16 protein-coding genes are annotated in these 15589 nt (G+C 54.3%); 1 reads left to right on the plus strand and 15 read right to left on the minus strand.

What is annotated here, in order from left to right; translation table 11 throughout:
- Positions 1–37: 37 nt before the first annotated feature.
- From I6N98_RS11600 to I6N98_RS11650, 11 genes are all read right to left on the minus strand, one after another.
- Positions 38–538 carry a hypothetical protein gene (locus tag I6N98_RS11600; RefSeq protein WP_198568525.1) on the minus strand — a complete coding sequence of 167 codons (501 nt, stop codon included), beginning with the start codon at positions 536–538 and terminating at the stop codon, positions 38–40.
- Positions 539–612: 74 nt separating this feature from the next.
- Entirely contained in the window at positions 613–1710 is a 1098-nt protein-coding gene (locus I6N98_RS11605) for a PilW family protein (protein WP_198571632.1), read from the minus strand.
- Entirely contained in the window at positions 1710–2309 is a 600-nt protein-coding gene (pilV, locus tag I6N98_RS11610) for a type IV pilus modification protein PilV (RefSeq protein ID WP_198568526.1), read from the minus strand. Before pilV (I6N98_RS11610) ends, I6N98_RS11605 begins: the two co-directional genes overlap by 1 nt.
- Entirely contained in the window at positions 2303–2746 is a 444-nt protein-coding gene (locus I6N98_RS11615; RefSeq protein ID WP_232787321.1) for a GspH/FimT family pseudopilin, read from the minus strand. Before I6N98_RS11615 ends, pilV (I6N98_RS11610) begins: the two co-directional genes overlap by 7 nt.
- A gap of 8 nt (positions 2747–2754) precedes the next feature.
- Positions 2755–3171: a type IV pilin protein gene (locus I6N98_RS18700; protein ID WP_273475427.1), complete on the minus strand. Its 417-nt coding sequence runs from the start codon at positions 3169–3171 to the stop codon at positions 2755–2757.
- 26 nt (positions 3172–3197) lie between these two features.
- Positions 3198–3647 carry a type IV pilin protein gene (locus I6N98_RS11625; RefSeq protein ID WP_273475428.1) on the minus strand — a complete coding sequence of 150 codons (450 nt, stop codon included), beginning with the start codon at positions 3645–3647 and terminating at the stop codon, positions 3198–3200.
- A complete protein-coding gene (locus tag I6N98_RS11630; RefSeq protein ID WP_198568528.1) occupies positions 3644–7450 on the minus strand; it encodes a pilus assembly protein in 3807 nt (1268 codons plus the stop codon). The genes I6N98_RS11625 and I6N98_RS11630 overlap by 4 nt, the downstream gene beginning before the upstream one ends.
- A 14-nt stretch (positions 7451–7464) precedes the next feature.
- Positions 7465–8004 (minus strand): pilus assembly PilX family protein, encoded by a 540-nt coding sequence (locus I6N98_RS11635; protein ID WP_198568529.1) that lies wholly within the window; start codon positions 8002–8004, stop codon positions 7465–7467.
- Positions 8001–9041, minus strand: coding sequence for a PilW family protein (locus tag I6N98_RS11640; RefSeq protein WP_198571635.1), 1041 nt, complete (start codon positions 9039–9041; stop codon positions 8001–8003). The genes I6N98_RS11635 and I6N98_RS11640 overlap by 4 nt, the downstream gene beginning before the upstream one ends.
- Before the next feature lie 2 nt (positions 9042–9043).
- The gene (pilV, locus tag I6N98_RS11645) at positions 9044–9496 is read right to left on the minus strand and encodes a type IV pilus modification protein PilV (protein WP_198568530.1); all 453 of its coding nucleotides are present in this window, start codon (positions 9494–9496) and stop codon (positions 9044–9046) included.
- Positions 9493–10005, minus strand: coding sequence for a GspH/FimT family pseudopilin (locus I6N98_RS11650; RefSeq protein ID WP_198571636.1), 513 nt, complete (start codon positions 10003–10005; stop codon positions 9493–9495). Before I6N98_RS11650 ends, pilV (I6N98_RS11645) begins: the two co-directional genes overlap by 4 nt.
- A gap of 185 nt (positions 10006–10190) precedes the next feature.
- Between I6N98_RS11650 and I6N98_RS11655 the strand changes: the two genes are divergently transcribed.
- Entirely contained in the window at positions 10191–10703 is a 513-nt protein-coding gene (locus I6N98_RS11655) for a GspH/FimT family pseudopilin (protein ID WP_198568531.1), read from the plus strand.
- A gap of 21 nt (positions 10704–10724) precedes the next feature.
- Here the strand turns inward: I6N98_RS11655 and ispH are convergent, their stop codons facing one another.
- The 4 genes from ispH to ileS are packed head-to-tail and all read right to left on the minus strand — an operon-like array spanning position 10725 to position 15576.
- Complete coding sequence (gene ispH, locus I6N98_RS11660; RefSeq protein ID WP_198571637.1) at positions 10725–11672, minus strand: 4-hydroxy-3-methylbut-2-enyl diphosphate reductase; 948 nt, start codon at positions 11670–11672, stop codon at positions 10725–10727.
- A gap of 31 nt (positions 11673–11703) precedes the next feature.
- Entirely contained in the window at positions 11704–12174 is a 471-nt protein-coding gene (fkpB, locus tag I6N98_RS11665) for an FKBP-type peptidyl-prolyl cis-trans isomerase (protein WP_198568532.1), read from the minus strand.
- Positions 12171–12764: a signal peptidase II gene (gene lspA / locus I6N98_RS11670; RefSeq protein WP_198568533.1), complete on the minus strand. Its 594-nt coding sequence runs from the start codon at positions 12762–12764 to the stop codon at positions 12171–12173. The genes fkpB and lspA overlap by 4 nt, the downstream gene beginning before the upstream one ends.
- Entirely contained in the window at positions 12757–15576 is a 2820-nt protein-coding gene (ileS, locus tag I6N98_RS11675; protein WP_198568534.1) for an isoleucine--tRNA ligase, read from the minus strand. Before ileS ends, lspA begins: the two co-directional genes overlap by 8 nt.
- Positions 15577–15589 lie beyond the last annotated feature (13 nt).

The following is a 15589-nucleotide window of genomic DNA, read 5'->3' on the forward strand; positions in this document are numbered from 1 at the left end:
GAAAACCTCGCCATAAGCTTGGTAGTGTGGGCTTCGATTAGTTCAAACATGGCGTACCAACATAAGCCCGAATATATATACCCTGATGCATCGTTAAATTTGCACCTGTCTCAGTATCTGAGACGGCAGCACTTACATCCCAAGTCATTTTGGTGCATATAGAGTTCCCACTTGACACACCATCGTCGGACAACAAACCTGTATTTTGTTGACCTCCTCCGCTAACACAGAATTTGTCGTTATTCGATCGTTTAGGTTCTAACTCGGTAATTTTTACCGGAGCCACTCTGATACACTTAGGTGGAGGGACTGTAGCCAACATTTCATTGACCCCGTCACCATCAAAATCTGCTCCAAACGTAGCGTCAGTTTCTGGTAGAGGTAGCGCGAAGTTTGCCGCATTACTTATATATGCCTCAATCCCATTCCTCGCCGCTGACTTGGCCTCCATCCGATACTGCTGATTGCCCGCGATCTTAAAATTGATGTTACTGCCACTCACCATGCTGAACACTATCACGCTAAATACTGCCAACATGATTAGCACCACAATCAGTACTACACCGGATTGCCGGCGGGAAGGGCCCGGTGCTGAGGGATATCGCTGATGTCTCACTCTCGCGCTCCTGCCACATTGGGCACCATTACCACAGTGCTGAATACCCGCCGCTGGTAGCCGTCATCCGGCGCGGTGATGCGCTGGGCCCGACCCAAATCGTAGCTGCGGGTATCGGATTTATCGGTTGCGGCGCCTCCCCGTACCAGCAAAGCGATATTCACTGCCACCACATCCTCCCAGTTCTCCGCAGGCGTCGCCGACCAGTCTGCCGACGCGCACCCGGTAGTGGCGGTACTGGCTGCGGGGTTATCAGAATAGCAGTCCGGCGCGCCATCACCACTCAAATCCAGGCCGTAGGAGAAATGCATGTCTTCTACGCCAGATACCAAGGGGCGGATACTGGCGGCGTTGTTGATAAATTCCCGGACTTTAAGCGTGGGAATACCGTCGCCGTCGCCACTACAGTCTTCACAACTGGAGAGAAAATAGGTTCGGGATACAAATGGCCACACTGGTACGATTGTCGCGCCAGCCACCGGAGGGTTGAGACAGTCATTATCCCTTAACACAAAATCAGCGGGTGTTTTGCTAAACACAAATGGATTACTGTCGATCTCACAGTTCGATATTTGCAAATAAGCCACGCCCGAAACCGCACTGGCGGCGGCGACAGAATCAGTCGCCACTCGTCGAATTACCAACGCCTCTGAACCCGATACGGCGTGGCCTTCGCCTGCATCTGTGCCGGCAATACAGTCCGGCAACGTCGCACCGGCAGCATAGCCTTGCACCGGGGCGGGCATGCTTGGCGTCGCGTTACTGAACCCAAAATCAGCGATGGCGGTATTTTCATCCATGCACGGGTCTGGGAGGGTGTAGGTGGCCACATTGGGCCCTGGGTGGTATTGGCCATAGAACCCCGCTAGCGCGATCTCTTCTTGGAACAGAAACGACGCGTAGCGGCCATTTTCGATTTGATCGGAGGTTTCCGCCAATTCAAAACGTGTTTTACTAACCGAAGACACCAAAGCAATAATCCCCAACAGCATAAAGGCACCTAGCCCCAGGGATATCATTAGCTCGATTAGGGATACGCCCCGCTGGCAAGAGGCTTGGAATTGGAATCGGCGACGGGCCCAAGAATAAGACATTAGGTCAGATCCCCTATTCTGACAATCGCCGCTACCACCCGGCGGCGCTTCTCATCACCGTATTGGTCTTTGCCACAGAGGTTGTCTGCGGGAGGCGCTGCCGAGTCTGACATGCCCTGCCACGCCACAGTCACTCGGTAAAGCTGCTCTGCGGCGTTTACTTGTGTCACACACCCTCGCGCGCCGATCATGGCGCCAATGCTGTCATCGTCCTCGTTTTGAACACTGGAACCCAGTAACAGTTGGTGCCAGGCGGTCAAATCCTCGTCGGCGCGATCATTCAGGGATTGAGTACTGGCCGAAGCGCAGCCATCAACGCCCTCCTCGTAGTTTCCAGCCAGTGTCGCCCCGGCGCCCAGGTTGATACCGTTGGCGCCATTGGAATAACAATCCACGACTAGGCGATTAGCCTGCATGCGATCGACCATATTCTGCACCAAATCCAAAGCCTGCAAACGTTGGTACGCCTCGACCTCCTGCTGCACGGTTCTCACCAATAGGCCGGCCGCCCCCATCATGCCCACTAGCATAACCACAAGCGCCACGAGGAGCTCGATCAGGGTAAAGCCTCGCTGCTTACTTTGTTCGACCTTCAACACTCTCCCTCCCGCACTCGCGGCTTTCCGCTTAGAGAGACAGAAACACACCGACTGCGACTCGCCTCACCGGAGTCCGGCACCACATCAAACTCAACGGTAGCGTTAGATCGACCATCTGGAGTGTAATTGAGGCTATTGGCACTGCCTGTGATGGAGATCCCATTCACACCATCTTCAGACCGCAGAACCGTTGCCGTCCCATCAATAGAGACAGTCCAACCCGCAGACCAACCTGCCGCCGCCTTCTCCAGCTTGATGGTTGCATTGCGCGTGACGGACTCGCTGCGGGCCAAATTAAGGGAATTGACCAGCGTATTACTGGCGCTTCTGACCCGCTGGGTCTCTATCAAGTTGTTGAAGGCAGGCGCAGCCAGGGTGGCCAATATGGCTACGATCGCCAGGGTGACCAACAGTTCAAGGAGGGTGTATCCACGCATGGGCTGACTCACTCCCAGCATCGAGTCGCCCCCGCCGCGTGTCCTTTCACTCCAGTGGAGCTAAGCGTCAGAGTCCCGCAATCGTCGCCGCTCTGAGAACCTTTCGGCGCCGCAGAAATCGAATAGGTAGGTGGCGTAGCGGCGTTATTGGCACTGGTCGTAAACGTGTAAAAATCGGTGATTTCGTTAGGGACTGTGGCACCCAGAGTCGCCATATCAGCCGCGTAGGCACGGTTATCCAGGAAAAAGCGCTCCTGAAGATTGGCAAGCTCCATAATAAAGCTGCTTGCGGCAGAGCGGCGACTGCGTTCTATGTATCCGTTGTAGGAAGGGATGGCCAAGGTGGCAATGATGCCGATAATGGCCACTGTGATCATCAGCTCTATCAGCGTGAAACCCGCTGTATTCTTGTTTTTGACACTCACAGACTGTCTCTAATTAGTTTTCCGGGTCACCTCCGCCAACAATCAGACAAGGATTTGGAGGAGCCGCCCGGTTTATTAACGATGGCGACCTGTCCGACCTCATCAAGCGTGAAGTCACCACAGGGGTCGTCAGCCATCAACCCAGTGCGCTGTGCCCGCAGTGTAAAACTATTCGCGGTCGGTGTTCCAGTCGGAGCGACAGTATAATAGGCGCTGCCGTTTTCCGGCACCTGCGAGGGATACACAGCAGGCAAGGTACTGCCGCCGGCCGTGGTGGTGTAGCGACCATTGGCCGAATAGTACCGCTCCAGCGCTTGCGCCCCGGTTAGCAGAGCATTGGTTGCCTCGTTGCGCCGGGACTTGGCGACGTACTCCTGATACGACGGATAGGCGAGCGCCGCCAATATGCCCACAATAGCAACGGTTATCATCAATTCAATCAGCGTAAACCCGGATTGACCTTGGTGAACTCTCACTGCAGCTGCCTCCAGGACTGACGACCCAATTCCTGATCTCCATCGCCAGTTTCTGTAACCACACCAATAGAACCGCTGCTGCCAGATGTGTATTTATACTCTAGATCGCCAGCGCCGATGATCCCTGGCGTTTTGATCAGTTCTTCGCTGCCAATGCCGCTGACCGGGTAGTAGACACCCTTGTACAGTACTTTATCCAAGTCGTCTATTTTGCCATCACCATTAATATCCAGTACTGGATCGGCGAAAAGTCCACCGTTAAGAGCATCCAATTCCATCAGCCAGCTTCGCCCCCCAAAACCACACAAGTTCTCGTTGGGTATAATCGTGGCGAAGATGATCCGACCATTTCGCAGCACTGGCCGTGAAACCGAGCGCTCCGCTTCCGCGCCATTTTCTGGCGATAGCAGTTCCAGTCTCCAACCATACTCGGGGAGATTGTCGGCGCTATTTGAGCTAACAATACGAACCTGAAAGTCTGTTGTAGTGTTGTCAGACAGGCTGCCCACTGCCTCGTAGACAATGGTTTGTTCAACAAGATCATCGCGATCGACAACCGATCCGCTGTCTCTAATACCATAGAAGGCCTGAATCTGTGGAGACTCAGGGACCAACCCATCTGTCGTTTTAAAGTACTGCCCGGTTCCCACATAAACCATGTAGCCGCCGTCGGGATGACGACCTACAGTTGGGCGACTAGTGATCGGCTGAGGATTATCGTCATCATCTACTGCCTTGAACATTGGTGCTGGTGATGAACCAGACTTATGAGATACAGCCCATTTACTGGAGCTGTTACCAGTAAGATCAAACTTCCAAAGATTGCCAGCCAAATCACCAGCATAAACATAATCTGTAATGCGATCACCGTCGACATCTACCGGTACCGGCGTTGCTAGACCATTGCCCGCCCCACTTAATTCCGTGTCGATGGCCTTTATTAAATCACCCGTCGCCAAATCCACGACGAAGAGTTTTAGAGTGTCCCCGGATTTGTAGCCGTTACCAAACACTGCCACCCACTTGTCACCTGCATCCACTCTGGCAATGGCGGGAGCACTCATAGCTACGCCCAGTTTATCGTCTGCATCATCAGCGGTGGTAAATTCCCACATCAAATCCCCCGCGGCCATCGAGTCTGGCGTGCCCACATCAATGGCATAGACGGCTCGGCCACCCGCACCCGTGGCACCAACCAATACTGTCGTCCAAGCGCCGTTGATATAGGCATCCAAAGCACGGGGTGAACCGTCAACAAAGTATTGGTGGTCGTAATCCACATCAGCCAAATCTGCAAAATCGCTGTAGAGCGAACTGAGAACCACGGCAAAGCTCTCTTTACCAGTCTCTGCATCGAAGCCGTGCAGCATGCCATCATTCGCGCCGACATATATCATTGGGCTACGAGCAGCTTTTGCCTGCAGGTACGCAGAATACTTCGTGCCTTCGTCACCACCTAGCACGCTGTATCCATAATCCTCGCTAGTTCCTACAAAGAATGGGTCCGAATTAACGATGTCTCCCAGCAGGCCCTCTCGGGTACGAAAAGACGTACCCTCTTTACTCTTGTCACCGCGCAACCAATTGAGCAAGTCCTTACCATCGTCGTCGCTGCCGCCGTCATTCAGCGATGAACGTTGCCCGGCGGACAAACTCTTCCAGTTACCGGTGGTAAAGGCGACGCCTTGCTTAGAAGTGCTTCCCGGATCGCCCACAAAAGTAAAGATAGACCGTGAACCATGGGCGGGTATACCACCTTTATTGGTGTCCCAGAAAACTTTATCCAGCGCACCGTTATCGGCTAGCGTGTAGGCAATGAGCCTACCTGTCCACTCCAAGCTGTTGAAGCTCGCTTGATAAACCAAAGTGCCAGAGTCCAAACGCGTCGAGTTTGCCGCAATTGCAGAGGCTGATGACTTACTTTCATTGGCAATGGTGTCCAGCACACCGGATAGTTCTGCGGCAAACTGGTCAGGATTCGCCGCGCTGAAAAAGCCACCGCGACTGTTGACGCCAGCATGTAGTAAGTCATCAATTTTATTGATCTCCGCATCACCGGGATCTGGCCAGTTGATTTGCGCGCCTGTCGAGATTGCAGCAAACGCATCATCAGGATTGACGGTACCACTGACACCGAAGCCGACACCAAATGTGACCATGTGCTGCCAGAAAGCCGGATTTTTTTTGGTCACGAAAACCTGGTTATCGAGGTCATCTCGCAGATCGTTCTTCCAGTAATACATGGCGACATCCGCCAGGGTATCGTCTTCATTATCCTTAAACGGTGATGCCGCCTTGTAAGTATAGGACTGCCCTGCAGGACCCGTATGACTTGGCTTGTCAGTGCCATCATTGTTGTCACCGGGACCACCGCTTACGTTGCTACCTGACCAATAGCCATCCGTCATCAACACAGTATAGTTACGTCGACATATCAAGTGATCCTCATCGACGTCGCTACCCGGCTCTTCGCCCCAGGGACCCCGGTTATCTTTGCGAGAATAGTATTCACCCACTTCGTTTAGTGCGGACCTGAGAGGAGTCCCCGCATTGGGTATATCACGCTTGTACAAGGAATCGTAGAAATTTTTTCTATCTTCGCCAGTAAACTTTCTTACGCCGTCCACAATCGCCGAATGATCTTTACCATCGACATCGTGCTCACCTTGATTGATGCTGCCAAAGCCGACGCGCAAATCTCCGCTTTGGGTAGAAAACGCGTAGCCACTACCTGCTCTGGCAGTTAAAACCCTGGAGCGGTAATAGGTGTACCAGTTAGCGAAATTCTGCAACTCCTCTTCATAGCTGCATGTGCTATTGTCGGCGTCTTCGCAATCGTCCCGATTTTCCCTGCCGTGACCTTTGTATGATGACTGAGTAATTTTTATCTCTACTTCATCAAAGTTATCCCAGTCCCAGCTGCTGCCACCGGTATGCCAGAAATACTTAGCGGGCCAGAATTTCTTGTTAGAGGTGCTATATGAGCATGAGCCGCTACTGTCGCAGTCGTACCAACGATTACTATTGAAACGCTCATTGGTGGTGGTCAGATTTCGACAATAGGCCTCGGAGCTACCCCCCGTGCGTTCCGGGTTATGGTAAGCGCACTTTGGATCAGCGTTAGGATAAAAGTTGCCATCATGCTTTATCCATGGGTCATAAGTTACCCCTGGATCATAATATACCGTGTTGATCTGAGGTGACCTGGTTCGAGCATTATAAGCAGACTTATCATCTACTGTAGGCACATAATTGGAATAATCGCCGCTACCATAAACGTCGTCGGCACGCGGGAAGATATAGCGTGTATTGGCAAGCAAAATTTCGCCAGGCATCAACTCGAAGTGCATAGAACCGGAATCATCCAGCATATACATAACATTCGGCGACGCACTTTGGGTCAAAAACAAGGGCTTTTGGGCGATATCACTACTTACCGGAACATCTGACTCACAGTCCGCCTTTACGCCGATAACGGTAAACTTTGCCTGGCAATATTTTTCCTTTTTACCCAAATCCGAATTATCTACCCGCAAGATATTGCCCGATGTGGAATAGGTTTTGGGAGGGCAAGCATGTTTTTTACTATTTTTCAGATCTACTTCAGCGATGCTATCTATCGAATCAAGGGAATCAAATACATAAGTGCGGACCTTGTTCTTTTTCCCGACGTAGGAATCGCTCTCCACTTTCACGGTGCAATCTTCAGCGTGAACGTACAGTGTCGTACATGCGCAACAAAAAACGACAAAGAGACGCAACAAACTAGCCATCACTTTCTGAGCATATTTTTCCAGCAACATAGCCACCTCAATACTTAGTCTGCACGTCTGTACGTTGTGCTTAATACCACCATGCTCCGCTCACTCGCACCATACCCCCTGGCCGTAACCCGATAGAAGCTGTCAGTGGGGATGGCACGGTCCGAGTCAAGAACTTCATTGGCGCCAACGACTTTCGTCATTTCCTCGATGATATACTCAGGTTGACGGGCAACATGGTCGATATTGTCCGTTAATACAAACCATCCCTTAGAGGCTTTATCTGTCCAATTCGGTTTGCTACAGGCTTTACGGTCATCGTCAGGATCAGGGCACGAAAGATAGAGCCCCTTACTTCCGTTAAAAGGCCCCACGGACACTTGGCTCAATACGGCCTCAGCCTCACGCAACCCTGCCTCCGCAGCCTGAAAAGCCACATTAACGTCCTTGGTGTTACCGGCCATCCGCTCTTGCAATGTCGCACTCTGCATTGACGCGACACTGATAACAGTAAGAATAAGAGTAAATACCAGCGCAACGATAAGAACGGCGCCGCCCTGCCCTTTCTGAGACCGGTATGCTGATCTGTAGCTCATGGCAGTTTATTCCTTACCGCGAATACACTGGTAAACACCTGGCGGAAGCGGCCATCCTGGTTGACGATCACATTGCCATCAGCATCCACTGTGCTCTGCGCCTGCGTGCTGCCGCTCGTGCCCACCACATTGGTGGAATTGGAAACTAATACCAACTCCACCCGCACACTCAAGGCTGCCTCCCAGTCCACTACGCTGGCGGCATCGCGATATACATCTACTGAACGATCTCCGTCAGTGTCTTCACCGTAGGTCAACTGCAGGTCTTCAACGCCCTCCACCAGTTCTATCGCTGACGACATACTGCCACTGGAACCCACCGTTCGGCGCTCGACATACAGGCTATTTATCGGATCACCCGCAGACGTATCTCTGCCACTGTCGCGAACAAAAAAACGAATAGTTTCAAAAGCGAGAATTTCCGCATCCGCCCCGTAGACTTTACTCAGGCGGTTATCTGAGTTCATTTGCCCCTTAGAGTGAGTAAAGGTTGCTTTGCCCTCGCCCGGCCCCTTCGGCTGGTTAACGATGCGAAAAATATCGGCATTGAGGCAGTCGGTGATTAATACGTAATCCCCCTTCACCAAGCCGATGGAATTGTCCTCAATCTGAACATTGGCATTATTGGGAGCGAGATTACCGGTAATTCGCATAAACTCATCCGAGCCGCGCTTGATCTCCAGGGTATCGGTACCAACAACGGCACTGAGGGCATTATTTTTGTCGACATCATTGCCTCCCACTAATGCAGTCGCCATGCTGAAATCAACGTTAGCAGCTGGGAGTGCGATGTTATTGACAGGAATATTGCCCAGCGAGCTACAGCCCGCATACCCCGCCATGCGAATTTCCTGCCCCAGAAAACGCATGGCAAAGCGGGCGTTTTCTTGGACCTGCGCCTGGGCATCCTGTATACGTGCGCTGGAGCTGGTACCGAGGAAAACCTGAATTATCGCCGCACTCAAGAACAGGCCCAGAGTGATGGATATCATCAGCTCGACCAGACCAAAGCCCTGCTGCCTGTGCAATTGCCTCATTCCTAAAGCTCCGTCACAAACACAAAGGTTTGGTTATTATCTTGCTCTTCACCCTCGTCAGCGGGCTCGCGGGTTTCCGCTAAGCGCCCCTCATCCCACTGCAAGGTAATGGTGAACTGATTATCGCTACGGGCGACGCTCGCATCGCCGCCGGGGAGTCGACGACTTATCTCGAGCAACCATTCCTGTAGGTCAATCTGGTGGATGGCACTACCCTTTGGAGCATCGGCATCCATGGACAAATCATAACTGCCCGCCAGTGCCGCTGCGCGGTTGGCCCGCAACCTATCCGTGATATCGTTAGCTAAAAAAACGGCCGCAGAACGCGAAGTGGAAACTTGATTGAATTTTACCGCATTGAGCTGCATTGCTGCGGCCCCCAGTACCCCGGTGGCGGTAATGAGAATGGCGACCAAAACTTCAATGAGCGTAGAACCCACTTCCCTGTGTTTCATGAACATGCCCTTTCGGTTACCGTGACCTGACCGGTCGCACTCAACCTTACATCCCTGTCTCTCGAGCATTTTGCCGGCTTCTGCGTACGGTAAGTAAAGGCGACGACTTCGGCAGGGCTGCTAAAGCCCTCGGCATCGAAGGCAATCGACGTCACCGCCGAACCGTTTCGGGCCGATGTCAGCTCGGCGCCGCCTTCCAGGCTACTAGCCTGCCTAATTAGCTCACCGACGTCAAAGCTGTCATTGTCATTGCTGTCAATCCAGGTCCGCCAGCCTCTGTCCCAAGAACCTCCTACTGCAGTGACCCGCACGGTTTCACCTCGGGCTACCGCCTCTGATCTGGCGTTCATCAGTGAGCGAGTCAGTGTCTGCACATCGGCACTGGCCCGGGCAGAGGCCAGAAAGGAGGCGAAATTGGGCGCGGCAACACCCAATAAAATAGCAACCACCGATAGGGTGACCATCAGCTCTATCAAGGTGTAGCCATGTACGTGCTGCGATTCCATCATTACGCCTGCTTACCAATCCCTCTTGGAGGCTAAGTATCAATGAAAATTATATTCATTACCAACTGACCAAACATTACAGCGTTAAACGTACAGCTTTATTTTAACTTCCACAATACGCACTTTTTGCTACACTGCAACGGCAAAAACCAGACATCTTCGCAACACCATCGGGAAAGGACTCCGCGATGCAGACCAAAGGAACGACTCTGATTGAGTTGGTGGTCACTCTGGCTATCGTTGCCATCCTGGCGATGACGGCCGTGCCCGCCTTTACCACGCTCATTAAACAACATGCCATCCACAGTGCCGGGCGAGACTTGCATCGCGCCTTCAACACCACCAGAGCCACAGCAATCATGCGACAGCGCCCGGTTGCCCTCTCCAACCTGGACGGCAATTGGTCCAACGGCATGGCAATTTTCCTAGACGACAATAGTAACGGTAGCCTCGACAAAGGCGAGGAGGTACTGCGCCGCTTCAATGGGCTGGGTAGGGTATCTGCGACGGGGAATTACTGGGTCAGCGACTACGCCTTGTTCCACTCAGACGGCAGCGCCAAAGCCGCCAGCGGCGCATTTCAAGCCGGCACCGTGTCGGTGTGCAAAACCAATGTGGAAAACGGTTACAAGCTGGTACTGAGTATCGGCGGCCGGGTGCGCCTGGAAAAGACACATTTTGGATCGTGTCCAGGTAAATAGTCTGGGTAAGAGATAGTATCGCTAGGATGCTTCGACCCAGCGCAGCTCTTTGGGGAGGGAAAAGGTAATGTTTTCTTCCCTGCCAGCCAGCTCCTTAGGAGAGCGAGCACCCAACTGGCAAAGTCGATCGATCACTGCCTTAACCAGCACCTCGGGTGCCGATGCGCCTGCGGTAATACCGATCCGAGGACTACCCTTCAGCCATGCCGGGTCTATATCCTGGTCATTATCGATGAGATAGGCCCGGCAGCCTCGCCGTTCCGCCAACTCCCGCAGGCGGTTGGAATTAGAACTGTTTGGCGATCCCACCACCAAAACCACGTCGACTTCACCAGCCAGCTCTTTAACGGCATCCTGGCGATTCTGAGTGGCGTAGCAAATGTCGTCTTTTCGCGGCCCCTGTATGGCCGGGAATTTCTGGCGCAGAGCATCGATGACGTTGGCGGTGTCGTCCATGGATAAAGTGGTCTGTGTGACGTAGGCCAAATGCTCCGGGTCCTTCACTTGCAGTGCCAAAGCCTGCTCAACATCCTCCACCAGGTAGATCTGTCCGCCCATTGCGCTATCGTACTGGCCCATAGTGCCTTCCACCTCAGGGTGACCGGCATGACCAATCAGCACGCACTCTTTGCCGTCGCGGCTATAATTGACCACCTCCACATGCACCTTGGTCACCAGCGGGCAGGTGGCATCAAACACCTTCAATCCGCGACGCTCGGCCTCTTTGCGCACCGCCTGGGACACGCCGTGGGCACTGAATATGACAATGGTATCGTCGGGCACTTCATCCAGTTCATCGACGAAGATGGCGCCGCGATCCCGCAAGTTTTCCACCACAAACTTGTTGTGTACCACTTCGTGGCGAACGTAAATCGGCGCGCCGAACACGTCTAGCGCGCGGTTGACGATTTCGATAGCGCGGTCCACGCCTGCGCAAAAACCGCGGGGGTTGGCCAGCGTTATGGACATATTGGTGGAATCTGTACTCATGGGCTCTCGTTTAGCCTCCACTACCGGGCTTGGCCACTTCACCCTGCACCTTCACATCGATAATTTCAACGACGAAATCCAATTCGCGCCCCGCCAAAGGGTGATTAAAATCCACCTCGACATGCTCGGCATCGAATGATGCAACCACGCCCGGCAGCTCAGATTGGGCGGCATCGGCAAAGGACAGCATTAGCCCCTCTTCCAGCTCCAGATCGGCGGCAAAGTCACTGCGGGCAAAACGCTGAATGTTGTTGGGGTTGCGCTGGCCGAAAGCGTCCTCTGGCATTAACCGCAAGGTGGCTTTAGCACCGGGCGTCATCCCCACCAGCTTGGCTTCAACGCCGGGTAGCAAACTGCCATCACCAAAGCTAAAGGTTGCCGGGGCCCGGGAGAAGGTGGAATCCACTTCGCTGCCGTCATCCAGCTTTAGCGCGAAATGTAACGTAATTTGAGTATCGGGTCCGATAGCGCAATCAGTCATTTGCCATCCTCTTTGGGTTTGCCCGCTTTTACGTGCTCTGGCGTGGGATGGAGCCAGGTGTCCAGCACCAACAGTACGGCGCCCACCGATATGGCCGCATCGGCAACATTGAAGGTGGGGAAATAGGACGCGCCCCAGTGTACCGAGATAAAATCGACCACATGGCCCAGATGCAAGCGGTCGATCAGGTTACCCAGAGCGCCGCCCACGATCATGGCCAGCGACATCGACAGCAACCACTGCTCGCGACGCAGGCGCATTAGCCACACCAACAGATAGACACTCACCCCCACCGCTATGGCGGTAAACAACCACCGTTGCCATCCACCGGCGTCGCTTAACATGCTGAACGCCGCACCGGTGTTGTAGTGCAGTGTCATGTTCAGCACCGGCAGTATTTCAACGGGCCGGGCATAGCTGAGCATGCTCTCAGCCAGATATTTGCTCAGCTGATCCAGGCCGATCACTACGCCGATCATCACCAACCACAGCAGACGACTGCGGCGTTGAGACGCGCGCTCAGCCGCCGATTGCGACTCACCTAAAGATTCGGTAGATGTCGAGTTAGAGCCTGCATTTACTTTAGGCATAAAAGCGCTGCTCACCGTGGCCTTCGACATTCTCGATACAGCGGAAGCAAAGCTCGGGGTGCTCGGCAGACTGCCCCACATCGGCCCGATAGTGCCAGCAGCGCACGCACTTCATGCCCTCACTTGACGCCACCCGGACCTGCAAGCCGGGCAGGTCCGTTTCCACCGCCTCATTAGCGGTAGAGAGCGGCGCCAGCATCACGGCGGAGGTGATCAACACAAAGCGCAGCTCATCCCCTAAAGCCGTCAGCGTTTCCATCAACGCTTCGTCGCAGTAGAGGGTGAGTTCGGCTTCCAGTGAGCCACCGACGATGCCCTCTTTGCGGCACTGTTCCAGCACTTTGTTGACCGCGTGCTTGACCTCTTGCACCGATTGCCAGTAGGCATCGCCCATCGCGGCATCAGCAGGGAACCGGGTCAAACCGTCGTACCACTCGGCCGCGAATACCGGCCCCTGATGCTCGCCCGGCAGTTGCTGCCACAGCTCGTCGGCAGTAAAGCTCAAAATCGGCGCCACCCAGCGGGTCAGGGCCTCGGCGATCCGGTACAGCGCCGTTTGCGCCGAGCGGCGGGCCAGACTGTTTTCCGGTGTGGTGTACTGGCGATCTTTGATGATATCCAGGTAAAAGCCGCCCAGGTCCAATACGCAGAAATTGTGAAGCTTCTGGTAGACCTGGTGGAACTGGTAACTGTTATAGGCGGCCACGATTTCGTCTTGCAACGCGGCGCTGCGATGCACCATCCAGCGGTCCAGAGCCAGCATATCGTCATCCGCCACAGCGTGCTCGGCGGGCTCAAAGCCAGTCATATTGGCCAACAGGAAGCGGGCGGTATTACGGATACGCCGGTAGGAATCGGCGGTACGCTTGAAGATCTCGTCGGATACCGCGATCTCATTGCGGTAATCGGTGGTAGAGACCCACAGGCGCAGAATATCGGCACCCAGGTTGTTCATCACTTTTTGCGGCGCAATGGTATTGCCGATGGACTTAGACATCTTGCGGCCCTGGGCATCCACGGTAAAACCGTGGGTCAGCACCGACTTATAGGGCGCGGTGCCCTGGGTCGCAACCGCCGTCAGCATCGACGACTGGAACCAGCCGCGATGCTGATCCGAGCCTTCCAGGTAGAGGTCAGCGGGATAAGCCAGCGCCTCGCGCTGGGCCAGCACGGAGTAATGGGTCACGCCGGAGTCAAACCAGACATCCAGGGTGTCGGTAACCTTGTCGTAGTACTGGGCTTCGTCCCCCAACAACTCGGCGGCATCGAGATCGAACCAAGCTTGAATGCCCTGCTCTTCAACCTTTTTGGCCACCTGCTCAATCAACTCCGCACTGCGGGGGTGAAGCTCGGAGGTCTCCTTGTGGACGAATAGCGCAATGGGCACACCCCAGGTGCGCTGACGAGAGATACACCAATCCGGGCGCTCGCTCATCATCGACTCGATACGGGCACGCCCCCAAGAGGGCATCCAGGACACCCCGTCCACCGCCTTCATGGCGCTGTCGAGCAAGCCATTTTGCTTCATGCTGACAAACCACTGGGGCGTAGCGCGAAAAATGATCGGGGTTTTATGGCGCCAGCAATGGGGATAGCTGTGCTCAAAATTGTGCTGATGCAAGAGCCGGCCATGCTTGTCCAGCACCGCCAGAATATCGTCATTGGCCTTGAACACGTGTTGCCCGGCAAACAGCTCGGTGTCTTCCACGTAGACGCCATTGCCCGCCACCGGGTTGTAGACTTCAATGCCGTATTTCTGCCCCACCACAAAGTCATCCTGACCGTGGGCGGGGGCCGTGTGGACAGCGCCGGTACCGGCATCGGTCGTGACGTGGTCACCCAAAATCACCGGCACCCGGCGGTCGTAAAAAGGATGCTGCAGCGCGAGATGCTCCAGGGCTTCGCCTTTGCAGCGCCCCACCACCGCAAAGTCATCAATGCCATAGCGTTTCATCGCCGTCTCATGGAGGGCCTCAGCCACCAACAGCACCATGGACTCACCGCTGCGCTCAAATTGCAGCCACACGTAATCCAGTTCCGGATTTAGCGATACCGCCATATTGGCGGGCAGGGTCCAGGGCGTGGTGGTCCAGATCACCAGATTCAACTCGCCCTGCAGGTCAGCGGGCAAACCGCTGCGCTGCTTGGCATCCTGGGGGTCGACCACGGCAAAGGCCACATCGATGGCCGGTGAAGTCTTATCCTGGTATTCCACCTCGGCCTCGGCCAGAGCAGAGCCACAGTCCAGACACCAGTGCACGGGCTTAAAGCCTTTGTGCAGGTGACCATTTTCCGCGATTTTACCCAGCGCGCGGATGATATTGGCCTCAACGTCATAACTCATGGTCAGGTAGGGATTGTCCCAGTCGCCCAACACGCCCAAGCGTTTAAAATCCTGACGCTGACCGTCGACTTGCTTGTAGGCGTATTCCCGGCATTTCTCTCGGAATGTCGCCGCGTCCACCTTTCTGCCCGGTTTGCCGACTTTCTTCTCAACATTGAGCTCGATGGGCAGGCCGTGGCAATCCCAACCAGGCACGTAAGGCGCGTCAAAGCCATTTAAAGTTTGGGACTTGACGATAATGTCCTTGAGGATTTTGTTTACCGCGTGACCGATATGAATCTCGCCATTGGCGTAGGGAGGTCCATCGTGAAGAATGTATTTTTCACGTCCGGCCCGGGCCGCGCGAATCTGGCCGTAGTAGTCCTCTTCCTCCCAGCGCTTGAGCATATCCGGCTCCCGCTGAGACAGATTGGCCTTCATGGGAAAGCCGGTATTGGGCAAGTTGAGAGTGTGTTTGTAATCGCTCATAGAATTCCAAATC

The organism is Spongiibacter nanhainus (assembly GCF_016132545.1).
In the GTDB taxonomy this organism is placed as follows: domain Bacteria; phylum Pseudomonadota; class Gammaproteobacteria; order Pseudomonadales; family Spongiibacteraceae; genus Spongiibacter; species Spongiibacter nanhainus.